This is a genomic window from Rhodanobacter sp. UC4451_H18, assembly GCF_052978225.1.
Window position 1 is genome coordinate 795,140 of sequence record NZ_CM129663.1, and the last position, 24,186, is coordinate 819,325.

The following is a 24,186-nucleotide window of genomic DNA, read 5'->3' on the forward strand; positions in this document are numbered from 1 at the left end:
GGGCGAGGGGCGGCCGAAGCGCGCGCTGGGAACCCCGAACCCTCATCCATCGCTTCGCGCCATCTTCCCCAGGAGGGAGGTGAAGTGCTTGCCCGCCGAAGCAAGCTGTCCTCAGATCACTAAGACAGCTGCTCGGCCTACATCCTCGTCTTCCCTTCTGAACTCGATATCCGGTCAATCCTTGCGCACGAACCCCTCGCCGCTCCAACCCTCGCTGCCCACGCCGTGGTGGACGAAGAACAGGCCGTCAGGATCGTAGCGGCGCTTCACGGCGAGCAGCTTCGGGTAGTGGGTGCCCCAGAACGCGGCCTGCCAGTCGCGCTGGAAGTAATCGCTCTCGGAGACGTAGGCGCCCGCGTTCGGCGCGACCTTGCGCAGGGCGGCCATCGCCGTGCCGATGCTGGCGGCGGCGCGCTGCGCCTTCGCCAGATCCGGTTTCGGCATGCCCGGAAAGGCCGGTGCACCGCCGCCGGCGATGATCGCCAGCGCAAACGCATCGAGCACCTGCGGGTTGGTCGCGGTGTCTCTCGCTGCGGCGATTTCCGCCGCGGGCGCGCCGGCCAAGCCCTTGTTGAAATGCAGGCCCACGCTCCATTCGCGCGCGGCGTCGAACAGCGCATCGACCAGTGCACCCTGGCGATCCTCGTGCAGCAGCGTGGCCGGCAACCACGCCGACTGGTAGGCGTGCAGGAACCAGGCCGCCTCCCCCACATTGGTCGCCCAGTAGGCATGGTGCTTCGGCGCGCCGGGCCGGTTGTCCGCCACCATTACGCCGGGCGCATTCTGGCGCATGAAATCCACGTCCCACATGTGCTGCGCCGGCATCGCGAAGATCTTCATCGGATCGGCGTAGCGATATTCCGCGCGCGCCTTCACCCAGTCGAGGAACGGCGCCCAGACCTTTTCCATCTGCGCCTGGTCCAGCCCATGGCACAGCATGCTCAGTTCCAACTTGCGGCCGCTGAAGCCCATCTGCTCGCCCCAGTGCGGATTGAACAGGTCGCTGCGATAGAACGCGATCGCCCGGGCGATCAGCGTGCGATAGGCGGCATCGGTGGTGGCCTCGATCGTGCCGAACACGCCACCGAAGAACGCCGGCAGCTCGCGCGTGCGCAGGGTCAGGCGCGTGACCACGCCAAGGCTGCCGCCGCCGCCACCCTTGAGGCCCCAGTACAGATCCGGATTCGTGCAGGCGTTGGCGATGCGCACCTGGCCGTCGGCGGTGACGACTTCGGCTTCCAGCAGGCCCGCCGCCGCGGTGCCGTAATGCTTGGAGAAGCTGCCGAAGCCGCCGCTCTGCACCAGCCCGGCCACGCCCACCGTGGTGCAGCCGCCACCCTGCACGTAGCGGCCGCCCCTGGTGGTTACAGCGTCGTAGGCGTCGATCCACATCGCGCCGGCGCCGATGCTCACCGCCGGCTGTGCGGCCTGCTTGCCCGCGCAGCCGTGGCCGACGAAGGCGTCGTGCAGGGTCACGTCGTGCATGTGCCGCGTCCACACCAGCAAGGAGTCGGGCGCGTTCGAGGTGCCCTGGTAGCTGTGGCCGCCGCCTTTCACGACGAGCCGCAGATGATGCCGACGGGCAAAGTTCACCGCGGCGACCACATCGGCCGCGCTCTCGGCGGCCACGGCGTACGTGCTGGGCTGCGAGGCCCAGGCATCCAGCCAGCCGCTGGTCTGGGTCAGCGCGGGGTTGTCGCCGACGTAGAACGGATTCTTGATCTGCGCCAGCGCCTCGGCCCGGGCAGCGGCAGTCGCCCCCGGCGCGAATGGCGATTGCAGTTTCAGCAGGCGTCCGCCGACCTGCTGTCTCAGCGTTTCCCAGGCGTCGGCGTCCGGCCACGCCGGATCGCCCGGCCGCACCCGGCGCAGCAGTCGGGAAAGATGGTTGCGGGTACCGGCCAGCGCCCGGGCGACCGGCGACAGCGCCAAGGGCAGGAGCGTTGCGGCGACAGCGGCCTTGAGCAGATCGCGGCGGTTCATGGGCGTTCCGATGGTGGGGTCGAGGGCTCCATCTTGCAGCGCCTCCGGCCGCGCTGTCGCCCGCCAGGTGACGGATCGACCCGTCACGGGGACGGACGGCAGGGCTGCGGGGACGGGTCGCGGGGCTTTGCGTAGAATCGCCGGATGAACGAACGCCCCGGCCTCAGCTTCGACGATTTCCAGCGCTGGCGGCGACCCATCGAAGTCGGCTTCTGGGTGGCCCTGGTCATCCTCAACGCCGGATTCAATGCGCTGGTTGCGCTGACCGATCATCCCGACGTGGACACGTGGAAACCCTGGGTGTGGGAGTTCAGCAGCGCCCTCCTGATCCTGGCGCTGATCCCGTTCGTGATCGCGCTGGAACGCCGTTGGCCGTTCCGCGTCGATACCTGGCGGCACAGCCTGCCGCGCCACCTGCTGGCCACGGTCCCGTTCAGCCTCATCCATGTCACCGGCATGGTGGCGCTGCGTCGGCTCTGTTACGCGCTGGTCGGTTCCCACGACCAGTTCGGCGCGCACTACGGCTACGAGTATCTGAAGGACATCCGCACCTATTTCGTCATCATCGCCCTGCTGTGCCTGTCGCGCCTGTGGCTGATCCGCTGGCAGGGCGAGGCGCGCTTGCTGGCCGCCCCCGACGAGGGGCAGCCGGCCGAACCGGTCGAGCGGCCCGAACGCTTCCTGGTGCGCAAGCTGGGGCGGGAATTCCTGCTCAATGCCAGCGAGGTCGAATGGCTGCAGGCCTCGGGCAATTACGTGAACCTGCATGTGCACGGTCGCGACTACCCGCTGCGCAGCACCATGGCGGCGATCGAGGAGCGGCTGGACCCGGCGCGTTTCGTGCGCGTGCACCGCGGCTATTTCGTCAACCTCGACTACCTCGCCCAGATCGAGCCCTTGGATACCGGCGACGCCCGCCTGACCATGCGTGACGGTGCCACCATCCCCTGCAGCCGACGCCACCGTGCTGCCTTGCGCGAGCGTTTCGGCGGCTGAGCGGGCGACAGCGCGGTGCGGGCGGAATGGGCTACGCTGGGCAGACCGGTCGGTCATCAAGGGGCAACAGATGAATACACGCATCCTCGGCGGCATCGCGCGGGCGCACAGGGCGTCGACCGTGCTGGTCATCGCCGCACTGCTGGCATGGAGCCTGCTGCAAACCGCCACCGCGGCCACCCCGGAGCAGTCGCGCTGGGAGCGCCAGGCGCAGGCGGTGACGATCACCCGCGACGACTGGGGCATCGCCCACGTGCACGGCAAGACCGATGCGGACGCGGTGTTCGGCATGGCCTACGCCCAGGCCGAGGACGACTTCAACCGGGTCGAGACCAACTACCTGATCGCGCTGGGCCGGCTGGCCGAGGCGAAGGACGCCGACGACTCTGCGCTGTGGCAGGACCTGCGCCAGCGCCTGTTCATCGATCCGGCCGAGTTGAAGAAGCTGTACGCGCAAAGCCCGCGCTGGCTGCGCCAGCTGATGGACAGCTGGGCCGACGGGCTCAACTACTACCTCGCCACCCATCCCGACGTGCACCCGCGCGTGCTCACCCGTTTCGAGCCGTGGATGGCGCTGTCCTTCACCGAAGGCAGCATCGGCGGCGACATCGAGCGGGTGGAGCTGGCACCGCTGAAGGCGTTCTATGGCAGCCCGGCCGACGCGCCGCTGGCACAGGTGCACACGCAACCCAGCTGGATCGAGCCGACCGGCTCCAACGGCATCTCGATCGCGCCGAAGCTCACCGCCGACGGCCACGCGCTGCTGCTGATCAACCCGCACACCTCGTTCTTCTTCCGCTCCGAACTGCAGATGTCCAGCGACGAGGGGCTGAATGCCTACGGCGCGGTGACTTGGGGCCAATTCTTCATCTACCAGGGCTTCAACCCGCACGTGGGCTGGATGCATACCTCGACCGGCGTCGACGTGGTCGACGAGTTCGCCGAGACCATCGTGCACCGGGACGGCAAGCTGTTCTACCGCTACGGCAAGGAACTGCGGCCGGTGACGTCACGCCAGATCACTTTGTCGTATCGCGACAAGAGCGGCGCGCTGGCGCAGCGCACGTTCACCGCGCATTTCACCCATCACGGCCCGATCGTGCGCGAGGCGGACGGCAAGTGGATCGCCGAAGCACTGATGAACAAGCCGATCCCCGCGCTGGAGCAGAGCTGGCTGCGCACCAGGACGCATGATCTCGCCAGCTACATGAAGGTCGCCGAGCTGAAGGCGAACTCGTCCAACAACACCTTGTTTGCCGACGACAAGGGCGAGATCGCCTTCCTGCTGCCGCAATTCGTGCCCAGGCGCGACAACCGCTTCGACTACACCAAACCCGTGGACGGCAGCGATCCGGCCACCGACTGGCAGGGCCTGACGCCGCTGGACCAGCTGCCGCAGGTGGTGAACCCGCCCAATGGCTGGACCTTCAACACCAACAACTGGCCGTATTCCGCCGCCGGCGCGTACAGCCCGAAGCAGGCCGACTACCCGCGCTACATGGACACCTTCGGCGAGAACCCGCGCGGCCTGCACGCGATCCGCCTGCTCACCAACATCAGGCAGGTCACCCTGCCCTCGCTGATCACCGCCGCGTTCGACTCCTACCTGCCCGCGTTCGCGCGCCAGTTGCCGATCCTGATCGCCGACTACGACGCGCTGCCCGCCGACGATCCCCTGCGCGCGAAACTCGCCGGGCCGATCCAGTTGCTGCGCGACTGGGACTACCGCTGGGGCATCGCCTCGATGCCGACCTCGCTGGCGGTGTTCTGGGGCGATACGCTGTGGGACGAAGTGAGCAAGGCCGACACCGCCGAAGGCCTGTCGATCTACGACCGGATGGCCGCCAAGGCCGGCGCCAAGGCGCGCCTCCATGCGCTGGTCGAAGCCTCCGACCGGCTGACCCAGGACTTCGGCAGCTGGGGCGTGCCGTGGGGCGAGATCAACCGCTTCCAGCGCATCAACGGCGACATCGTGCAGAAATTCGACGACGCCAAGCCCAGCATCCCGGTGCCGTTCACCTCCTCGCGCTGGGGTTCGCTGGCCTCGTTCGGCGCGCATCGCTGGCCGGGTACCAAGCGCTACTACGGCACCGGCGGCAACAGCTTCGTGGCTGCCGTCGAGTTCGGGCCGAAGGTGCATGCGCGGGCGATCACCGCCGGCGGCGAAAGCGGGCACCCCGATTCTCCGCACTTCAACGACGAGGCGGAGCGCTACACCACCGGCAACCTGCGCACTGTGTACTTCTGGCCGGAACAATTGAAGGGCCACACCGAACGCAGCTATCACCCCGGCGGGTAAAAGCTGAACGGCAACGACGGTCGAGCACATAACCTTGTCATCGACCTGGTTATGACTTCCGTGGAATGACCTGCGCATGCGCCAACCCGGTGCGCAGGTCGCGGACCGCGGAGCGAACCCATGAAGCGTGGCACCCAGTCACTGGTGGTGATCGGCAGCGTCGTGCTGGCGTTGCTCGTGGTGGCACTGATCGTGATCGCCACGTTCGACTGGAACCGGCTGCGGCCGTTCATCGGCGACAAGGTCAGCCAGGCGATCGGCCGGCCCTTTTCCATCAACGGTGACCTCACGCTGGACTGGCGCCGGGACCGCAGCCGCAGCGGCCCCGCCGCCTGGATGCCGTGGCCCGAGTTCACCGCGCGAGACATCCGCATCGCCAACCCCGACTGGGCCGCGCAAACGCCATTCGCGCAGCTGGATGCGCTGCGCTTCCGGCTCTCGCCGTGGGCGCTGCTGATGCATCGCATCGAGGTACCCAGCGTGCAACTGGTGAACCCCAGCATCGACCTGGAGCGCGACAAGGACGGCCGCGCCACTTGGCACTTCAATTCACCGAAGAAATCCGGGCCGTCGGCATGGCATCTGGACGTGGGCTCGGTCGGTTTCGACCACGGCGTGATCCGGCTGGATGACGCGGTCACGCAGACCAGGCTCAAGGTCGCCGTGAAACCGTTGCAGGCGGCGATTCCCTACGACGACATCGTGGCGCAACAGAGCGCCGACGCCCGCAAGCAGGCGCAGAAGACCACCGGCAAGGCCGCCGCCAAGGCGCCGGAAGTGCCCAGGGACAAATCGGCCAGCGCGACCAGCTACCAGTTCGCCTGGCAAGCCAGCGGCACGTACCAGGGCGGTGCGCTCACCGGCGAAGGCAAGACCGGTGCCGTGCTGGCGTTGCAGGACGCCAGCCGGCCCTTTCCGGTGCAGGCCGACGTGCACATCGGCGACAGCCACATCGCCCTGGTCGGCACGCTGACCGATCCGCTGCAACTGGGCGCGCTTGATCTGCGCCTGTGGTTCTCCGGCAGCAGCATGGCCAAGCTGTACCCGCTGACCGGCATCACCCTGCCCGATACGCCGCCCTACGCCACCGAGGGCCACCTGAGCGCCAGGCTGGGCGAGGGCTCCGGCCGCTATCACTACCAGGACTTCCGCGGCCACGTCGGTGGCAGCGACCTCGCCGGCGACCTGTTGTTCGTCACTGGCGGCGAACGACCGAAACTGAGCGGCAAGCTGCACTCGAACCTGCTGCGCTTCGCCGACCTGGCGCCACTGATCGGCGCGGACTCCGACACCGCCAGGGTCGACCGTCCCGACAGCTCGCAGCCGGCCGACAAGCTGCTGCCGGTAGCGCCGTTCCGCACCGGGCGCTGGCAAACCATGGACGCCGACGTGGACTTCAGTGCCACCCGCATCGAGCACGGCAAGGCGCTGCCGATCGACTCGCTGCACACGCACCTCGTGCTGAGCAACGGCGCGCTCTACCTCGACCCGCTGACCTTCGGCGTGGCCGGCGGCACCGTGCGCAGCAACATCACCCTCGACGGCAGCCGCGCGCCGATGCCCGGCGTGCTGGAGCTGCATGCGCGCCACCTGAAGCTGAAACAGTTGTTCCCGCAGTTCTCGCCGATGCGCACCAGCTTCGGCGAGATCAACGGCGACGCCAACCTCACCGCCGAAGGCAATTCCATCGCCGCCCTGCTCGGCAGCGCCGACGGCGAGCTGAAGCTGCTGATGAACGACGGCGCGATCAGCAAGACGCTGCTGGAAACCGCCGGCCTCAACGTGGGCAACATCATCATCGGCAAGCTGTTCGGCGACAAGACGGTGGAGATCAACTGCGCCGCCACCGACATGGTCGCGAAAAACGGCCTGTTCGACATGCGCCTGTTCGTGTTCGACACCGACGACGCGCTGATCAAGGTGGATGGCACGGTGAATCTCGCCAGCGAGAAACTCGACCTCGACGTGAAACCGCACACCAAGGGCCTGCGCATCCTCTCCCTGCGCTCGCCGCTGTACGTGCGCGGCACGCTCAAGCATCCCGACGTCGGCGTGCAGAAGGGTCCGCTGCTGCTGCGCAGCGCTGGCGCTGTCGCGCTGGGCACTGTCGCCGCGCCTGCCGCTGCGCTGGTCGCGCTGATCGCTCCGAGTCACGAGAGCGAGGACGGCGGCGAGAACACCTGCCGCGCGGTGCTGGAGCAGCTGCGCAACGCCGAGCCGAAGGCTCCAGCCACGAAATGACGCACCGCAGGGCGGGCACCGCCCGCCGATGACGGTGTAGCGCGATGATGGCGGGCAGTGCCCGCCCTGCGCGGCCGTCCTTGCCAGGAGCGCACCCAGTGCGCGATGCCTGTCGTCATGTGACGAAGAGCATCGCGCACTGGGTGCGCTCCTGCACGGTCCATGCGGAGCGAGGCGTGGCGCTAGAATGCCGCGACTCCCTTCGCGCGTACGCCCATGCACCCCGTCAATCAGGCTCGTCTGCAGATTCATTTCTGCGTGTTGCTGTGGGGCTTTACCGCGATCCTGGGCAAGCTGATCACCTTGCAGGCGCTGCCGCTGGTGTGGTGGCGCATGCTGCTGGTAACCGGTGCGCTGCTGCTGGTGCCGCGCGTGCGGCGCCAGTTGCGGGCGATGTCATGGCGGCTGATCGGCGCATATGCCGGCATCGGCGTGCTGGTGTCGCTGCACTGGCTGACCTTCTATGCCGCGATCAAGCTGTCCAATGCCTCGGTGGGCGCCACCTGCATCGCGCTGGGGCCGGTGTTCCTGGCCTTCATCGAGCCGTGGCTCGCCAAGCGCAAATTCGATCCGCGCGAATTGCTGATCGGCGTGGCGGTAGTGCCGGGCGTGGTGATGGTGGTCGGCGGCGTGCCGGTGGACATGCGCATCGGCATCGCGGTGGGCGTGCTGTCGGCGCTGTTCGTGGCGCTGTTCGGCTCGCTCAACAAGCGCATGGTCGAATCGGGCGATCCGCTGACGGTGACCTTCATCGAGCTGGGCACCGGTACCGCGTTCCTCACCCTGCTGGCGCCGCTGCTGCCGCACCAGGGCGCGCTGTTCGTGCTGCCGAGCCTGCACGACGCGCTGCTGCTGCTGGCGCTGGCGTTCGGCTGCACCCTGCTGCCGTTCACGCTGGCGCTGGTGGCATTGCGCCACATGACGGCGTTCGGCACCCAGATGGTGACCAACCTGGAACCGGTCTACGCGATCGTGCTGGCGATCGTGCTGCTCGGCGAGCAGCACGAACTCGATCACTGGTTCTATCTCGGCGTGGCGGTGATCCTCGCCGCAGTGTTCGTGCATCCGCTGCTGCATCGCAAGCAGCGCGTCACCACCCAGCCGGAGCTGCTTGGCACCACCGAAAGCCACAGCATGGTCGACTGAGCGAACCTCGCGCACTACGCTGCCACGGCGCGCCAGCGTTGATTCATCGGGGCGAACACATGACGACCGCCAACCACCAGCACCACCGCGGCATCTTGCAGGCATTGGCCGCGGCAGCCTTGTTCGGCCTCGGCACGCCGCTGGCCAAGCTGCTGCTGGACACGACGCCGCCGCTGCTGCTGGCCGGGCTGCTGTACGCCGGCTCGGGGCTGGGCCTTTCGCTATGGCTGCTGCTGCGCAAGCTGCGCCGCCAGCGCGCCGCTGAGGCACCACTGACGCGACGGGATGCGCCATGGCTCGCCGGCGCGGTGCTGTTCGGCGGCGTGCTCGGTCCGATCCTGCTGATGCTGGGGCTGGCGCAGACGCCCGCGTCCACGGCCTCGCTGTTGCTCAACCTGGAAAGCGTGCTGACCGCCGTGCTCGCCTGGGTGGTGTTTCGCGAGAATGTGGATCGGCGCGTGTTCCTGGGCATGCTGGCGATCGTTGCCGGCAGCGTGCTGCTGTCCTGGCAGCGCCAGGCCGGCAGCGAGGTTCCGTGGGGCGCGCTGGCGATCGCCGGCGCATGCCTGTGCTGGGCGATCGACAACAACCTGACACGCCCCGTCGCCGGCGGCGATCCGGTGCAGATCGCCGCGATCAAGGGCGGCGTGGCCGGAATCATCACGCTCACCCTGGCGCTGATGATGGGCTACCGCTTCCCTGCCGTGCTGCCCCTGCTCGCCACCGGAGTGCTCGGCTTCGTCGGCTACGGCCTGAGCCTGGTGCTGTTCGTGCTCGCCCTGCGCAGCCTGGGCACGGCGCGCACCGGCGCGTACTTCGCCACCGCTCCGTTCGTCGGTGCCGGCTTGTCGCTGTTGCTGATCGCCGAACATCCGCCGCTCGTATTCTGGCTGGCCGGCGCGCTGATGGTGCTCGGCGTATGGCTGCACGTCAGCGAGCGGCATGCGCACGAACACGCGCATGAGGCGCTGGCGCACAGCCATCGCCACTACCACGACGAGCACCACCAGCACGCCCACGACTTCCCGTGGGACGGCAAGGAGCCCCACACCCACCCGCACGTGCACGAACCGCTGGTGCACAGCCACCCGCACTATCCGGACATCCACCACCGCCATCGGCATGCCTGAAGGAACCTCGCCCCGATGACGCCATCCCCGCGAAGGCGACAGGAGCTTTCGCGGGAATGGCGACCAGGAACGCGGCTGTTCGCGATCTCCTCAAATGGCCAACAGCCGCTCAGCTGGCCGATACCCGGCGCCGCGCATTGCCCCCGTGCACCCACCGGTACAGCGCCGGCAGCACCAGCAGGGTCAGCAAGGTCGAGGACAGGATGCCGCCGATCACCACCGTGGCCAGCGGGCGCTGCACCTCGGCGCCGGTACCCACGTTCAGCGCCATCGGCACGAAGCCCAGCGACGCCACCAGCGCCGTCATCAGCACCGGCCGCAGGCGGGTCAGCGCACCTTCGACGATGGCGTCGTCCAAGTTGCGGCCTTCGTCGAGCAGGCGGCGGATGAACGACACCAGCACCACGCCGTTGAGCACCGCCACGCCCGACAGCGCGATGAAGCCGACGCCGGCGGAAATGGAGAACGGGATGCCGCGCAGCCACAGCGCGAGCACACCGCCGGTCAGCGCCAGCGGCACGCCGCTGAAGATCACCGCGGCGTCCTTCGCCGAGCCGAACGCCATGAACAGCAGGCCGAAGATCAGCAGCAGCACGACCGGCACCACGATCTGCAGGCGCTGGCCGGCCGAGATCAATTGCTCGAAGGTGCCGCCGTAGTCGATCCAGTAGCCCTGCGGCAGCACGACCTCGGCGGCCACGGCGTCGCGCAACTCCTCCACGAACGAGCCCAGGTCGCGGTCGCGCACGTTGGCGGTGATGACCACCCGGCGTTTGCCGCTTTCGCGGCTGATCTGGTTCGGCCCGGTGGACAGCTCGATGCGCGCCACCTCGCCCAGCGGCACGGTGGCGGGGGCGGACGGGTCGTCGTGCGCCGGCAGCGGTATCGGCAAGGCACCCAGCGCCTCCAGCCGGTTGCGCTGCGCCTCCGGCAGGCGCACCACGATGTCGATGCGCCGGTCGCCCTCGAACACCTGGCCTGCGGTGCCGCCGCCCATCGCGATGGACACCGTGTCCTGCACGTCGGCGACCGACAGGCCGTAGCGCGCCAGTGCGACGCGGTCGGGCTGGATCGTCAGCAGCGGCAGGCCGGTGGACTGTTCCTGCTTGACGTCGGCCGCGCCGGCCACGCCGGCGGCGACTTTCTCCACCCGTTCGCCCAGCTTCACCAGCGTGTCGAGATCATCGCCGAAGACCTTGATCGCCACCTCCGCGCGCACGCCGGCGATCAGCTCGTTCATGCGCATCTGCACCGGCTGGGTGAACTCGTAGTTGTTGCCGGGTATCGCGCGCACCGCCGCGTCCAGCTCGCGGACCAGTTCCGCCTTGGGCTTGCGCGGATCGGGCCAGTCCTTGCGATCCTTCATCATGATGAAGGTATCGGCGACCGACGGCGGCATCGGGTCGGTCGCCACCTCGGCCGTGCCGATCTTGGCGAACACGTGGCTGACCTCGGGGAACTGCTTGATGCGCGCCTCCAGTTGCGCCTGCATGCCGATCGCCTGGGTCAGGCCGGTGCCGGGGATGCGCAGCGCATGCAGGGCGATGTCGCCTTCGTCCAGGTCGGGGATGAACTCGGCGCCGAGCCGGCCGGCCAGCAGGCCGGCGCCGACCACCAGCACGGCCGCGGCGGCGACCACCGCCACCCGCCATGCGATCACCCGCGCCAGCAGCGGCGCATAGGCGCGGCGCAAGGCGAGCATCACCCGGTTCTCCTTCTCGGCCACGCGGCCGCTCACGAACATCGCCACCGCCGCGGGCACGAAGGTCAGCGACAGGGCCATCGCCGCGGTGATCGCGATCACCACGGTGAACGCCATCGGGTGGAACATCTTTCCCTCGACTCCCGAGAGGCTGAAGATCGGCAGGTACACGGCGGCGATGATGAACAGGCCGAACAGGCTCGGCTTGATCACCTCCACCGTGGCGCTCGCCGCCAGCGCGAAACGCTCGTCCCGGCGCAACAGGCGGCCCAGGCGGTGCTGCGCCTCGCCGAAGCGGCGCAGGCAGTTCTCCACGATGATCACCGCGCCATCGACGATCAGGCCGAAGTCGAGCGCACCCAGGCTCATCAGGTTGCCGGAGATGCCGTTGCCGACCATGCCGCTGATCGTCATCAGCATGGTCAACGGAATCACCGCCGCGGTAATCAGCGCCGCGCGCAGGTTGCCCAGCAGCAGGAACAGCACCACGATCACCAGCAGCGCGCCTTCGACCAGGTTCTTCTGCACCGTGGCGATGGCCCGGTCGACCAGCTGCGTGCGGTCGTAGACCGCGCGCGCGCTGACGCCGGCCGGCAGGCTTCGGTTGATGTCCTGCAGCTCGGCCGCGACCCGCCGGGCCACCACGCGGCTGTTCTCGCCGATCAGCATGAACACGGTGCCCAGCACGGCCTCGCGGCCGTCCTCGGTCGCCGCGCCGGTACGCAGCTCCTGGCCCTCGACGACCTCGGCCACGTCGCGCACGCGCAGCACCACGCCGTCCTGCCGCTTGACCACGACCTCGCGCAGGCCGTCGAGTTCGGTGATCTGCCCGGGCACGCGGATCAGGTACTGCTCGCCGAAGCGCTCGATGTAGCCGGCGCCGACGTTCGCGTTGTTGCGTTCCAGCGCCTGCTGCACGTCGACCAGGCTCACCCCGTAGGCGGCCAGCCGGGCCGGGTCGGGGGTGACGTGGAACTGGCGCACGAAGCCGCCGATCGTGTTGACCTCGGTCACCCCGGCCAGGTTGCGCAGCTGCGGCCGGATCACCCAGTCCTGCAGCGTGCGCAGGTCCGTCGGCGTCCACGGCTCGCCGTCGGCACGCCGCGCCTCGGGGTCGGCCTCGACCACGTACATGAAGATCTCGCCCAGGCCGGTGGTCACCGGCCCCAGCGTCGGCTGCATGCCCGCCGGCAGTTGCGCGCCGACCTCCTTCAGCCGCTCGGCCACCTGCTGCCGCGCGAAATACACGTCGGTGCCGTCCTCGAACACCGCGGTGATCTGGGACAACCCGTAACGGGCGATCGAGCGCGTCTGCTGCAGGCGCGGCAGGCCGGCCAGCGCCGTCTCGATCGGCCAGCTCAGGCGCTGCTCCGCTTCCAGCGGCGAATAGCCGGGCGCCTCGGTGTTGATCTGCACCTGGACATTGGTGATATCGGGCACCGCGTCGATCGGCAACTTCGAATAGTTCCAGACGCCCAGCGCGCCCAGCCCCAGGGCCAGCACGAGCACCAGCAGGCGATGCGCGATCGCGGCGCGTACGAGTCGTTCAAGCATGCGGGCGTCCTCAGTGGTCGTGGCTGGCGCCGGACTTCTCGATGTCCGCGCGGATGAGGAAACTCTGCTCGCTCACGTAGGCCGTGCCGGGCTTGAGACCGCCGAGCACCTCGGCCGAGCTGTCGTCGCGATCGCCCAGTTCCAGCATGCGCACCTCGTAGGTGTCGCCGACCTGGGCGAACACCACGGTGAAGTCGCGAAAGCGCTGCAGGCCCGAGACCTTCACCGCCAACGGCACTTCGCGCTCGGCGACGACAACCTCGCCGACCACCGCCATGCCCGGGCGCCAGGCATCGTCCGGGTTGGGAATGCGCGCACGGGCCACCACACTCATGCCCGCCCGGGTCACCGGCACCAGCGTATCGATGCGGGTGCCCAGCGCTTCGCCGCCGCTGGCCGGGCGCACGCTCACCGCCTGCCCCGGCCGCAGGCGATCGGCATCGCGCCCGACCGCATGGAGTTCGATCCAGACCGAGGACAGATCCGCAATCTCGAATAGCGGTGCCTCGCCGGCGACATCGCCGACGTTGGTGTTGCGCGCCAGCACCACGCCGTCCAGCGGAGCGGTGACGGCGTAGCGGCGCATGCTGTCGTTGCCTTCCACCGTGGCCAGCGTCTGCCCGCGGCGCACGCGATCGCCCAGGTTCACCGGCACCGCTCGCACGATGCCCGGGAAGCGGGCGCGTACCAGGGCCTGGCGACTGCGGTCGATCGCCACGCGCCCCATCAGCGGCAGTGCGTCGCGGATCGTGGCCGGGCCCACCACCGAGGTTTTCACCCCTGACGCTGCGGCAATCGCCGCAGGAATCGTGACGCGCCCTTCATACGAGGCGTAGGTCCACGCGTGCGTCTTGCCTTCGTGGGTGGCACTGACCTTGACGTCGAACGAGTGCGGCTCGACCACCGTGCCGTTGGCGACCAGTGCGTCGCCTTCCGGGCGGAACGTGAAGCGGGTGGTTTCGCCGTCCAGACGTCTGATCTCGACCACCGGCTGCAGCGCGCCCGGCGGCAACGGCTTGCCGTCGCGGTAGCCATACAGGCGGAACTCGGGCGGCACGCCGGTCTCGTACACGGTGACTTCGAGCGCGAACGGACCGTCGCGCAGCAGGCGGCCGTTGTGCGGGCCGCGCTCGAAGGCTTCAGCGGCCGCGTGTTCGCCTTCGGCCGGTTCCTGCGCCGCGCGATCGCTGCAGGCGCCGAGGGCAAGCGGGGCGAGGATCAGCAGCGCCAGCGCGGCGCGATTGATAGAGAGGATTTTCATGGGGACGGAACTCCGGCAGTGACCGTCATCCGCTCGATGTCGGTCAACAAGGTGTGGTAGCGGACGGCGGCGTCGATTTGCGCGTTGCGCAGCTCGAGCAGCGTGCGCTGGGCCTGCGACAGCGCGACGAAGCTAAAGCGCCCGGCCTCGAAGCCCTTGCGGGTCAGCGCCAGCGCGGCCTCGGCCTTCGGGATCATGCGGTCGCGGTGCGCTTCGAAGGCGGTGCGCGCGTGCACCAGTTCCTGGTAGGTCGAGAACAACCGCTGGCGCACGTCCATCTGCTGCGCCTGCGCGCGCGCGTCCGCCGCCTCGGTCTCGGCCACGGACTGGGCCACGCTCAGCGCCGAGCGTTTGGCGCTGCCCAGCGGCAGCGAGATGCCGGCGATCAGCGCGGTGTCGTTGAACGTCGATAGCCGCCGCACGCCGACGTGCCATGTGACGTCCGGCCTGGCACTGGCGGCGGCTACGCGTTCACGCGCTTGCGCCGCATGTGTGTCCAGCGCCAGGCCGCGCAGGCCGGGGTTGTCGGGCAGGCGCGAAACGATGACGTCATATGACGGCACAGCGGGCAGCTCGAACAGGTTGCCGGCCACCGTGTCGAAATCGGGCTCGACGGTATTCCACAGCGCGGCCAGCGAAACCCGGGCACCGGCCAGTTCATGCGCCGCGTGCTCCACCTCGATGTCGGCCCGCGTCTCGGCAATCTGCATCAGGGCGAGATCCGACTCCGGACTGCGGCCCGCCTGCACCCAGCGACGCACGGTGGCGGTCAGCTCGTGCGCGAGGGCGAGATCCTGCGCCGCCACGGTGCTGCGCGCCTGGTCGGCGAGCACTTCGACAAAACGCCGGGTGGTCTCGGTAGCCAGTTCCAGGCGGGTCTGATCCAGCGCATTGCGCGACCGCTCGATGTCGATGGCGCCCACCGCCCGGCGCGCGTCGCGCTTGCCGCCCCGTTCGATGACACGACCCAGCCGCAGCGTGGTTTCTGCCGCCCGGACGCCGACGACCGATCCGGTACCGCCCACGTTTTCCACATCCGCCCCGACCACCCACGGCGGCGCCAGGCCGGCAAGGTCCGCCTGCCGTTCGGCGGCGACGACCGTCCGGTCGCCGGCGCGAAGGGCCGGGTTGTGTGCAAGCGCACGAGCTACCGCTTGCGGCAGCGAAAGGGTCTCGCCCGCCACCGCAGGCGCACCGAAACCGCCCGCCAGCAGCAGGAGGCACAGACAGCGTAAAGAAAACACGATGTTCTCCCATCGAATGCACAGTCAACGAGTTCAGGCCGCGATGCGGCCGTCGGGACGTTGCCGTCAGACGATGGGAGGGCGATGCAGGCGGGTCAGCGAACCGTCGGGTGCGGAAGCATCCTGCCGAGGCGCGCAGGCGTCTGCCTGCACCGGTGCGCACAGTGCAACGACGACTTGCGGCAGGGTTGCCGCGGCGCCGGCCAGGTAATGTGCATGGACGTGCGAGCCGTCCGGCAACGGCACCATCGGCTCGCCGTCGCCATCGGCATGGTGGTGATCGGCAGCGGCATCGGCGGCGATCGCATGTACTGCCGTGTGCGCGCCGTCATGGCCGTGCGTGATCCACCTCGGCATCAAGGCCGACAGCACCATCGCCAACGCGAGCAGCAGCACCGTGCGCACCATGACGGGGCGACGACGGGGCAAGCGGCGAAGGGTGCGAAGGACGCTCATGACCCGCTCACTATGCGCAGGAAGAACCGTGAAGGCAACCGGCGATTCGACGCACCACCGGCTGCCCGCTCGCCGCGGCGATCAACCGCAGCAGCCCTTCTGCTGCTGGACCGGCGGGCACGGCACGCTGCCCCAGGAACAGAACACGCAACAATCGCCCGGCTTGGGCTGCAACAATTCGCCGCAGCCGGGACAGTCGTAGAAGAACTGGCAGGCGTCGGTCGGCATGGTTTCGGTGACCTGGTGGCCGCAATGCGGACAAGTCAGCGTGCTGCGCAGGATGGGTTCGGTCGTCATGGCATCCACCCTACTCCGCTTGCGTCGGCGCGATCATCTGGCCGGCCCGACGCAACCGGCGCAGGACCAGCAGGCGGAATGCGGCGGGGATGACCAGCATGGACAGCAGCGGCGCGGTGAGCATGCCGCCGATCATGGGCGCGGCGATGCGCTGCATGACTTCGGAGCCGGCGCCGTGGCCGAGCAGGATCGGGAACAGGCCGGCAAGGATCACCGCGACGGTCATCGCCTTCGGCCGCACGCGCTGCACCGCGCCTTCGCGGATCGCCTCGTCCAGTTCGGCGACACCCGACGCCGGATCGGCCGCCAACTGGCGATCCCACGCATGGCGCAGGTACAGCAGCATCACCACGCCGAATTCGGCGGCGACACCGGCCAGCGCGATAAAGCCGATCATGGTCGCCACCGACACCGCATGCCCAAGCAGCCAGATCAGCCAGAGTCCGCCCACCAGGGCCAGCGGCACGCTGGCCATGATCAACGCGGCCTCGCTCATCCGGCGGAACACCGCGTAGATCAGCACGAACACAATGAGCAGCACGATCGGCACCACCAGGGTCAGTCGGCGCATCGCCTGCGCCAGATATTCGAACTGACCCGACCACGCCACGGTGACGCCCGCCGGCAGTTTGACTTCGCTGGCCACCGCGCGCTGCAAGTCAGCCACCACCGCGCCGAGGTCGCGGCCGGCGGTGTCGACGTAGACGTAAGTCGCCAGCTGGCCGTTCTCGCTTTTCAACATCGACGGTCCGGCCGCCACCTCGATGTCGGCCACCTGCCCCAGCGTCAACTGCGCGCCGTTCGCCGCGACGATCGGCAACTTCGCCAGCGCGGCCAGCGAATCGCGCGCCGCCCGTGGATAGCGCAACACGATCGGGTAGCGTTCGCGCCCCTCGACGACCTGATCGATCGGTTCGCCGCCGACCACCGTTGCAACCAGCTGCTGCACCTGCTGCTGGGTCAGGCCGTAACGTGCGGCATCGGCGCGCCGGATGCGCACGTCGACATAACGCCCGTTGGCGGCGCGCTCGGCAATCGCCGAACTCACCCCGGGCACGCCGCGCGCCACCGTCTCGATCCGGTCGGCCACCCTCTGCAAGCTGCCGACATCGCTGCCGAGCACCTTGATGCCGATCGGGCTCTTGATGCCGGTGGCCAGCATGTCGATGCGATTGCGCAGCGGCGGCACGAACAGGTTGGTCAGGCCCGGCACCTGCACCGCCTGGTCCAGTTCCGCCTTGATCTTCGCCATCGTCATGCCCGGTCGCCATTGGTCCTTGGGCTTGAACGTGATGGTGGTTTCGAACATTTCCATCGGCGCCGGATCGGTGGCCGTGTCGGCACGGCCAGCTTTGCCGAACACGTGGTCGACCTCGGGCACGGTCTTGATCATGCGATCGGTGAGCTGCAGCAGTTGCGCAGCCTTGCCCGAGGACAATCCCGGCAACGCCGTGGGCATGTACAGCAGCGTGCCTTCGTCCATCGCCGGCATGAATTCGCTGCCGAGCCGGCCGAGCGGCAGCAGTGCGGTGAGCAGCAACAGCCCGGCCAGCGCCAGGGTCGCTTTCGGATGGCGCAGCACCGCTTCCAGGATCGGCCGGTACAGCGCGATCAGGCCGCGGTTGAGCGGATTGGCGCGCTCCGGGCGAATGCGCCCGCGGATCAGGTAACCCATCAGCACCGGCACCAGGGTCACCGCCAGCCCGGCCGCCGCCGCCATCGCGTAGGTCTTGGTGAACGCCAGCGGCTTGAACAGCTTGCCTTCCTGCCCCTGCAGCGCAAACACCGGGATGAAAGACAGCGCGATGATCAGCAGGCTGACGAACAGCGCCGGCCCGACCTCCGCCGCCGCGTCGGCGAGCAGCGACCAGCGCGCCGCACCTTGCGGCTCCTCGCCGTCGTGCGCGTCGCGCCAGTGTTCCAGATGCTTGTGCGCGTTCTCGATCATCACCACCGCTGCATCGACCATCGCGCCGATCGCGATGGCGATGCCGCCGAGCGACATCAGGTTCGCCGTCACGCCCTGCAGGTGCAGCGCGATGAACGCGACGAGTACACCCAGCGGCAGGCTGACCACGGCGACCAGCGCCGAGCGCAGATGGCCCAGGAACAGCACGCACACCAGCGCGACCACCAGGAATTCCTCGAACAACTTGCCCCACAGGTTGCTCACCGCCGCGTCGATCAGCTGCGAGCGATCGTAGGTCGGCACGATCTCGACGCCGGCCGGCAGGCTGCGCCTGAGTTCGGCGAGCTTTGCCTTGACCGCCCCGATCGCGGCCTTCGCGTTCTTGCCCGAGCGCAGCACGATGATGCCGCCGGCCACTTCGCCCTGGCCATCCAGTTCGGCGATGCCGCGCCGGAAACTCGGCCCGCGCCGCACCGTGGCGACCTCGCGCAGCAGCACCGGCACGCCGTTCGCGCTGGTAGTGATCGGCACGTTCTCGAAGTCCGCGCGGCTGCGCAGGTAGCCTTCGCTGCGCACCATCAACTCGGCCTCGCCCTGCTCGATCACCGAGCCACCGTTGGCACCGTTGGCCGCGCGCACCGCATCCGCCAATTGCGCCACCGTGATGCCGCGCGCGGCCAGCGCCTGCGGGTCCGGCACGATCTGCCAGGCGCGCTCCATGCCGCCGAGGCTGGCCACCTCGGCGACGTCGGGCACGGTCTTCAGCTGATAGCGCAAAAACCAGTCCTGCAGCGCGCGCAGCTCGCCGAGATCGTGCCTGCCGGTGCGGTCGACCAGCGCGTATTCGTAGACCCAGCCCAGGCCGGTGGCGTCGGGGCCCAGCGACGGGTTGACCCCGGCCGGCAGCTGGCTGCGCACCTGGCTCAGGTACTCCAGCACGCGCGAGCGGGCCCAGTACAGGTCGGTGCTGTCGTCGAACAACACGTAGACGTAGGAGTCGCCGAAGAACGAATACGCGCGCACCGTCCGGGCGCCGGGCACCGACAGCATGGTGGTGGCCAGCGGATAGGTGACCTGGTCCTCGACCACCTGCGGCGACTGCCCGGCCCAGCTGGTGCGGATGATCACCTGGGTATCGGACAGGTCCGGCAGCGCGTCCAGCGGCGTGCGCATGACCGAGAACACGCCGGCCGCGGCCAGCACCAGCGCGGCCAGCAACACGGCCACGCGGTTCGCGATCGCGACACGAATCAGCGCGGCGATCATGGATGGCCTCGCATCGGCATCGGATGGGACATGGCGCGGTCCGCGGCGCTGGTAGCTGCTGCGGGCCCGCCCCGGCCATCGCCCAGGCGCTCCAGCGCGCCGGACAGGCTGGCCTCCGAATCGATCAGGAACTGGCCGGACACGACGACCTTCTCGCCGCCGTGCACGCCATCCAGGATCTCCGTGTAACCATCGGCCGAACGCCCGGTGCGCACCGCGAGCGGACGAAAATGGCCGTCCGCTTCAGCCACGATCACCCGCGTCTGCCGGCCGGTGGCGATCAGCGCGTCGTCCGGAACCACCGGCACCGCCTTGCCATCGGCGGAATGCAGTTGCACGGTGACGAACATGCCCGGGCTCAACCGTCCGTCCGGATTGGCCAGCACGATGCGTGCGCGCTGCGTGCGCGTGGCGTTGTCGACATCCGGCAGCAAGGTCTCCACGCTGCCGTGAAACACCTGCCCGGGAAATGCATCGACCGTGACGGCGACGGGCGTGCCGGCGCGCACCGCACCGGCGACCGCCTGCGGCAGCGCCGCTTCGATCCAGACCGTGGCCAGGCTGTTCAACGTCATCAGCGTCTGCCCGGCACTCACCCGTTGTCCCTCCCGTACTTCCAGCGAAGTGACCACGCCGGCCTGCGGCGCATGCAGCGTGATCGCCGCACCCGCGCCGCGACGTGCCGCGCGGATGTCCGCAGCGTTCAGACCCAGCACCTGCAGGCGCTCGCGTGCGGCCCCGCGCAAGGCCTTCGCGTCGGCCGACTGCGCGCCCTGCAGCGCGTCGTACTCGGCCAGCGCGCTGCTCCACTGCGGCGCCAGCAGGTCGGCCAGCGGCTCGCCTGCCGTCACCTGCGTGTACGGCGCGCGCACCCGCAGCTTGCCGATCACCGCATCGACGCGGGCGCTGACCGTGGCGGCCTCGCGCGGGTTCCACGCCACCGTGCCGGGCACGCGCAGCGCGCTCGACAGGACGCGGCGCTCGACCGGCGCGGTGCGCACGCCCAGGTTCTGCACGGTGGACGGATCGATCCGCACGGTACCTGCCGCCGCGCTGCCATCGGCATACTTCGGCACCATTTCCATGCCCATCGGCGACAGCCCGGGTTTGTCGAAATGCTGCTCCGGCACCATCGGGTCGTACCAGTACAGCACCTTGCCGGCCGTGTCCGGCGCGGTCGCCGGCAGGTGCGTCGATACGGTAGCGGCCTGGCGACGGCCGCCGAGATAGCCGGCGACGAGCAATGCCATCGCCGCGACGATGGCGGCAAAAACGACCCAAGGACGCTTCATGGCGTCACCTCCGAAGGCAGCAGATAGGCAAGCGAAGCCCACGACCGTGCGCGAGCGGCCAGTGCATCGGCGTAGCTCAGGCGCAGCTCGATCTCGGCGCGGCGCGCATCCAGCCACGGTTGCAGCGAACCGCCGCCGCGGTAACCAGCCAGCGCGGTTTTCGCACGATCACGTGCCAGCGGCAGCAGGGTTTGCCGATAGCGCACGATCTGCCGCCCCCAGCCTTGCCAGGCAGCCACCGCCCGCGTCACTGCCTCGCGCTGGGCACGACGCGCGTCCTCGTGATCGGCCTGCACGGCGTCCCATTGCGCCTGCCGGGCGCTGATACCGCGGTCCTGCCGGTTGCGCGTGAACAGCGGCAGGCTGACGCCCACCTCCAGCATCACCATGTCCGACAGGCCCGGCGCACGTTTGCCATAGCTGGCGCTCACGCTCCAATCCGGGTGCCTGGCCGCACGCGCCCGCTCGAGCGCCGCTTGCGCCACCTGTTCGCGCGCAGCCCACGCCTGCAACGGCACCTGCCGGTCGATGCTGGACGCCAGGCGAGCGGCATCCACCGGCAATTGACCGAAGTCCTGCGCCGCACCAAGCGTGCGGGTTGGCGTTCCCACCCAGCGCTGCAAGCCTGCCTGTGCGGCCGCGAGATCGGCGTCGACCGCCTCCAACCGATTGTCGAGTGTGGCGACCTCGGCCTGCGCTGCCAGCGCGTCGACCGCGCTGCCCTCACCACCGCGCAGGCGGGCCTGCGCGATCCGCGCAGCCAACGCCGCCTCGTCGTGCAGGTCAGCCAACAACGCACGCTGCTGCTCGACCGCCCACACGTCTATCCAGGCATCGGCGATGCGCTCGCGCACGCTTTGCGCGGTGGCCACGCTGTCGGCCTGCGCCAAATCGATGCGCGCGCTGGCCAGGGCGCGCTCCGCGCGACGCGCCGTGCGCGACGGAATGGCCTGCATCACGCCGACCGTACGCACGGTCATCTCGTCCGAGCGCAGGCTGAAAGCGCCCGGGCTGGTGACCGGGTAGTTGGAAAGCCCGAACGTCAGCGTGGGATCCGGCAGCTGGCCGGCACGCGCCGCGTCCTCGCGCGTGGCCGAGATGTCGGCGGCACGCGCCTCAAGCTGCGGCGCTCGCGCCAGGCCTTGCCGAACGGCCGCTTCCAGGGTCAGTGGCGGTTCGGCGGCCTGCGCCGCCGCGGCCACGGCCACCCACAGGAGCGCGGCCAGGCCCGTCACCATCGGGTGCCGGGCGAAATGAATGGACAACATGGATGAACACTCCGTCGATCTGAGCTTTGCGCCGCGCCACGCGGGCACGGCACCACGTCGGTGGATACCGCAACGTGTCAGATCAAATCAGGAGCGAGCAGAACAACAAGCGGGGAATCGGTGGCGGCGCTCGCAAACGCTCGCGCTGAATCAACGCCCGCTCGGACGGCAACGTCACGGCCGTCATGGACGGCAGCACCGGCGGCAGCGCAGGCAGCGCGCTGGCCGGCACCGAGGCGGTGCGAGCGTCGACCTGGGTGGCATGATCGGGTTGGCAATGCTGCCGGCACAGCGGATCGACCGGCGTCGCCATGTCCGCGCAATCGTCGGCCATTGCCATGGAGGAGGAATGCACCGCCACGGCCAGCGCAGCCGTGGCCGGTGGCACCGGTGCGGCGACGCAGACATACGCCGCCACCGCCACCTGCTGCCACAGCAGCAGCACGACCACCAGCCACGCAAGGCGGCGACGGACGACGGGGCGGAGGCGGAAGGCGGGTTTCATCTCACGGGCACTGTAATGTCGGCAACGGGCAGGTCATTGACGCGGGTCAAGTCGGCGGATTGCAAGCACGATACCGACTTGGCTCACCCGGCGGGGCCATGCGTCGCATACACCCGGGTCGAGCCGTCGCGGCCGATCAGCACCACGTCGTAGCGTTCGGGTGCACCCATCTCCATGCCGGGCGAACCCATCGGCATGCCGGGCGCGGCGATGCCGATGGCGTCCGGCCGCTCGGCGAGCAGACGGCGGATGTCCTCCACCGGCACGTGCCCCTCGACCACGTAGCCCTCGATCACCGCGGTATGACAAGACATCGCACCGGGCGGCACGCCGAAGCGCGCCTTCACCGTCGCCATCGGCTGGTCCTGGTGCACGGTGACGGTGTAGCCCTGCGCGCGCATGTAATCGACCCAGGCGCCGCAGCAGCCGCAGGACGGGTCGCTGTACACGTCCAACGCGTTCGCGGCCATCGCCGCCGGCGCGAACAGCACGGCAAACAGCAAACTGATGCCCATGCGGGAAAACCATCGTTTCATCGTCATTCTCCGGTTGCCGGGGTGGTTTGCCACTGGATGGACACGATCTTCCAGCTGTCGCCGTCCTTGCCGAGCTTGAGCATCTCGCGGCTGCGCAGCGTGGTCGGCTTGCCCTTGATCGTGACCTCGATGTCGCTTTCGCTGCCGACCATCGCGGTGTCGCCCATCGGCATCGAGCCGAACGAGACCGGCGTGAGCTTCGCAGCCTTCAGGAACTTGATGTCCTCGCCCAGATGGCCGGCGATGTATTCGTCGCGTGTCTGCGTGTGACCGCCTTCGCTGACGCGGACCTCGGGCGCCAGCAGTGCGAGTACAGCTTCGCGGTCGCCACGCTGCAACGCGGCCTGGAAGGCCCGCGCCACCGTTTCCGCCGCCGGCACCGCGCCCGGCGTCATGCCTTCCATCGACAGCGGTGCCTCGACCGCCGGCGCGGTATCGTGTTCGTCGGCATCGCCATCCGCGTCAGCGTGGCTGTGGCCCGCGTCGCCGGCCATCGCCATGCCCTCCATCACCGCTGCGCCATGCGCATCGTCGTCAGCGGCGCTGCCATGGCTGTGGCTGTGGCCGCCCGCTTCATCCATGTCGTGGTCCTGCGGTGCCCGGGCCACGATGTCCTGATACTGCGCCGGCGTCATGCCGGGCAGTTTCTGCAGGAACGCCACCATGCTCCAGATCGTGGCGTCGTCGTGGGTGGCGCCCCACGCCGGCATCGCGCTCATCTTGATGCCGTGCTTGATGACCCAGAACGCTTCGCGCGGGTCGGGCCGGAATTTCGCCAGCTCGGGCGGCAGCGGGTACAGGCCGGGACGCATCTCGTTTTCGGCCATGCCCGGCGCCAGGTGGCAGCCGGTGCACATGGCCGCGTACTGGCCGGCGCCGTTGAGGATCAGCTGCGGATCGTCGAGGTTCGGCACCACGATGTCCCTTGCGTGATGTTCGATCGAGCGCTCGCGCAGCGCCTGCATCAACGCGTAGACGGGTTTGGTGTGGTGGTCGTCGGCGCCGATGTTGTAGACGCCGGACCAGACGAAGGCGCCGACGCCGGCGGCGGCGATCACGCAGAGAATCACGACGGTGATGATGAGTCGTTTCATGGGCTCT

General features: G+C 69.0%; 17 protein-coding genes. 5 read left to right on the forward strand and 12 right to left on the reverse strand.

Going from position 1 to position 24,186, the window contains the following annotated elements; genetic code table 11:
- Positions 1-174 precede the first annotated feature (174 nt).
- Complete coding sequence (locus tag ACVCMG_RS03915) at positions 175-1,983, reverse strand: FAD-binding protein (RefSeq protein ID WP_447114920.1); 1,809 nt, start codon at positions 1,981-1,983, stop codon at positions 175-177.
- Between the two features lie 144 nt (positions 1,984-2,127).
- On the opposite strand from ACVCMG_RS03915, the gene ACVCMG_RS03920 reads away from it, so the two are divergent.
- From ACVCMG_RS03920 to ACVCMG_RS03940, 5 genes are all read left to right on the forward strand, one after another.
- Positions 2,128-2,979, forward strand: coding sequence for a LytTR family DNA-binding domain-containing protein (locus ACVCMG_RS03920; RefSeq protein WP_395117649.1), 852 nt, complete (start codon positions 2,128-2,130; stop codon positions 2,977-2,979).
- Positions 2,980-3,049: 70 nt separating this feature from the next.
- Positions 3,050-5,278 carry a penicillin acylase family protein gene (locus tag ACVCMG_RS03925; protein ID WP_447114921.1) on the forward strand — a complete coding sequence of 743 codons (2,229 nt, stop codon included), beginning with the start codon at positions 3,050-3,052 and terminating at the stop codon, positions 5,276-5,278.
- A gap of 120 nt (positions 5,279-5,398) precedes the next feature.
- Positions 5,399-7,519, forward strand: a complete 2,121-nt coding sequence (locus tag ACVCMG_RS03930; RefSeq protein ID WP_447114922.1) for an AsmA family protein — start codon at positions 5,399-5,401, stop codon at positions 7,517-7,519.
- A 216-nt stretch (positions 7,520-7,735) separates the two neighbouring features.
- Positions 7,736-8,665 (forward strand): DMT family transporter, encoded by a 930-nt coding sequence (locus ACVCMG_RS03935; RefSeq protein WP_395117639.1) that lies wholly within the window; start codon positions 7,736-7,738, stop codon positions 8,663-8,665.
- Between the two features lie 59 nt (positions 8,666-8,724).
- On the forward strand, positions 8,725-9,795 hold the full coding sequence (locus tag ACVCMG_RS03940) for a DMT family transporter (RefSeq protein ID WP_395117637.1): 1,071 nt from the start codon (positions 8,725-8,727) through the stop codon (positions 9,793-9,795).
- 109 nt (positions 9,796-9,904) lie between these two features.
- Here ACVCMG_RS03940 and ACVCMG_RS03945 read toward each other — a convergent pair whose 3' ends face one another.
- From ACVCMG_RS03945 to ACVCMG_RS03995, 11 genes are all read right to left on the reverse strand, one after another.
- On the reverse strand, positions 9,905-13,051 hold the full coding sequence (locus tag ACVCMG_RS03945) for an efflux RND transporter permease subunit (protein WP_447114923.1): 3,147 nt from the start codon (positions 13,049-13,051) through the stop codon (positions 9,905-9,907).
- A 10-nt stretch (positions 13,052-13,061) separates the two neighbouring features.
- Complete coding sequence (locus ACVCMG_RS03950) at positions 13,062-14,312, reverse strand: efflux RND transporter periplasmic adaptor subunit (protein WP_447105941.1); 1,251 nt, start codon at positions 14,310-14,312, stop codon at positions 13,062-13,064.
- On the reverse strand, positions 14,309-15,496 hold the full coding sequence (locus tag ACVCMG_RS03955) for a TolC family protein (RefSeq protein WP_447114924.1): 1,188 nt from the start codon (positions 15,494-15,496) through the stop codon (positions 14,309-14,311). Before ACVCMG_RS03955 ends, ACVCMG_RS03950 begins: the two co-directional genes overlap by 4 nt.
- 126 nt (positions 15,497-15,622) lie before the next feature.
- On the reverse strand, positions 15,623-16,012 hold the full coding sequence (locus tag ACVCMG_RS03960; protein WP_447105939.1) for a hypothetical protein: 390 nt from the start codon (positions 16,010-16,012) through the stop codon (positions 15,623-15,625).
- Between the two features lie 81 nt (positions 16,013-16,093).
- Positions 16,094-16,309, reverse strand: a complete 216-nt coding sequence (locus tag ACVCMG_RS03965; protein ID WP_447105938.1) for a GDCCVxC domain-containing (seleno)protein — start codon at positions 16,307-16,309, stop codon at positions 16,094-16,096.
- Between the two features lie 10 nt (positions 16,310-16,319).
- The gene (locus ACVCMG_RS03970; protein WP_447114925.1) at positions 16,320-19,484 is read right to left on the reverse strand and encodes an efflux RND transporter permease subunit; all 3,165 of its coding nucleotides are present in this window, start codon (positions 19,482-19,484) and stop codon (positions 16,320-16,322) included.
- Complete coding sequence (locus tag ACVCMG_RS03975) at positions 19,481-20,776, reverse strand: efflux RND transporter periplasmic adaptor subunit (protein WP_447114926.1); 1,296 nt, start codon at positions 20,774-20,776, stop codon at positions 19,481-19,483. Before ACVCMG_RS03975 ends, ACVCMG_RS03970 begins: the two co-directional genes overlap by 4 nt.
- On the reverse strand, positions 20,773-22,044 hold the full coding sequence (locus ACVCMG_RS03980) for a TolC family protein (protein ID WP_447105935.1): 1,272 nt from the start codon (positions 22,042-22,044) through the stop codon (positions 20,773-20,775). Before ACVCMG_RS03980 ends, ACVCMG_RS03975 begins: the two co-directional genes overlap by 4 nt.
- 82 nt (positions 22,045-22,126) lie before the next feature.
- Positions 22,127-22,549: a hypothetical protein gene (locus tag ACVCMG_RS03985; RefSeq protein ID WP_447114927.1), complete on the reverse strand. Its 423-nt coding sequence runs from the start codon at positions 22,547-22,549 to the stop codon at positions 22,127-22,129.
- An 83-nt stretch (positions 22,550-22,632) separates the two neighbouring features.
- Positions 22,633-23,085, reverse strand: a complete 453-nt coding sequence (locus ACVCMG_RS03990) for a DUF411 domain-containing protein (RefSeq protein WP_447105933.1) — start codon at positions 23,083-23,085, stop codon at positions 22,633-22,635.
- A 2-nt stretch (positions 23,086-23,087) separates the two neighbouring features.
- Positions 23,088-24,179 carry a c-type cytochrome gene (locus tag ACVCMG_RS03995; protein WP_447105932.1) on the reverse strand — a complete coding sequence of 364 codons (1,092 nt, stop codon included), beginning with the start codon at positions 24,177-24,179 and terminating at the stop codon, positions 23,088-23,090.
- Between the last annotated feature and the right edge of the window lie 7 nt (positions 24,180-24,186).

What these genes read in the sequence shown, in the direction of transcription:
- ACVCMG_RS03915 (WP_447114920.1), bottom strand. Translation starts at nt 1,983, where the DNA reads ATGAACCGCCGCGATCTGCTCAAGGCCGCTGTCGCCGCAACGCTCCTG.
- ACVCMG_RS03920 (WP_395117649.1), top strand. Translation starts at nt 2,128, where the DNA reads ATGAACGAACGCCCCGGCCTCAGCTTCGACGATTTCCAGCGCTGGCGG.
- ACVCMG_RS03925 (WP_447114921.1), top strand. Translation starts at nt 3,050, where the DNA reads ATGAATACACGCATCCTCGGCGGCATCGCGCGGGCGCACAGGGCGTCG.
- ACVCMG_RS03930 (WP_447114922.1), top strand. Translation starts at nt 5,399, where the DNA reads ATGAAGCGTGGCACCCAGTCACTGGTGGTGATCGGCAGCGTCGTGCTG.
- ACVCMG_RS03935 (WP_395117639.1), top strand. Translation starts at nt 7,736, where the DNA reads ATGCACCCCGTCAATCAGGCTCGTCTGCAGATTCATTTCTGCGTGTTG.
- ACVCMG_RS03940 (WP_395117637.1), top strand. Translation starts at nt 8,725, where the DNA reads ATGACGACCGCCAACCACCAGCACCACCGCGGCATCTTGCAGGCATTG.
- ACVCMG_RS03945 (WP_447114923.1), bottom strand. Translation starts at nt 13,051, where the DNA reads ATGCTTGAACGACTCGTACGCGCCGCGATCGCGCATCGCCTGCTGGTG.
- ACVCMG_RS03950 (WP_447105941.1), bottom strand. Translation starts at nt 14,312, where the DNA reads ATGAAAATCCTCTCTATCAATCGCGCCGCGCTGGCGCTGCTGATCCTC.
- ACVCMG_RS03960 (WP_447105939.1), bottom strand. Translation starts at nt 16,012, where the DNA reads ATGAGCGTCCTTCGCACCCTTCGCCGCTTGCCCCGTCGTCGCCCCGTC.
- ACVCMG_RS03965 (WP_447105938.1), bottom strand. Translation starts at nt 16,309, where the DNA reads ATGACGACCGAACCCATCCTGCGCAGCACGCTGACTTGTCCGCATTGC.
- ACVCMG_RS03970 (WP_447114925.1), bottom strand. Translation starts at nt 19,484, where the DNA reads ATGATCGCCGCGCTGATTCGTGTCGCGATCGCGAACCGCGTGGCCGTG.
- ACVCMG_RS03975 (WP_447114926.1), bottom strand. Translation starts at nt 20,776, where the DNA reads ATGAAGCGTCCTTGGGTCGTTTTTGCCGCCATCGTCGCGGCGATGGCA.
- ACVCMG_RS03980 (WP_447105935.1), bottom strand. Translation starts at nt 22,044, where the DNA reads ATGTTGTCCATTCATTTCGCCCGGCACCCGATGGTGACGGGCCTGGCC.
- ACVCMG_RS03985 (WP_447114927.1), bottom strand. Translation starts at nt 22,549, where the DNA reads ATGAAACCCGCCTTCCGCCTCCGCCCCGTCGTCCGTCGCCGCCTTGCG.
- ACVCMG_RS03990 (WP_447105933.1), bottom strand. Translation starts at nt 23,085, where the DNA reads ATGAAACGATGGTTTTCCCGCATGGGCATCAGTTTGCTGTTTGCCGTG.
- ACVCMG_RS03995 (WP_447105932.1), bottom strand. Translation starts at nt 24,179, where the DNA reads ATGAAACGACTCATCATCACCGTCGTGATTCTCTGCGTGATCGCCGCC.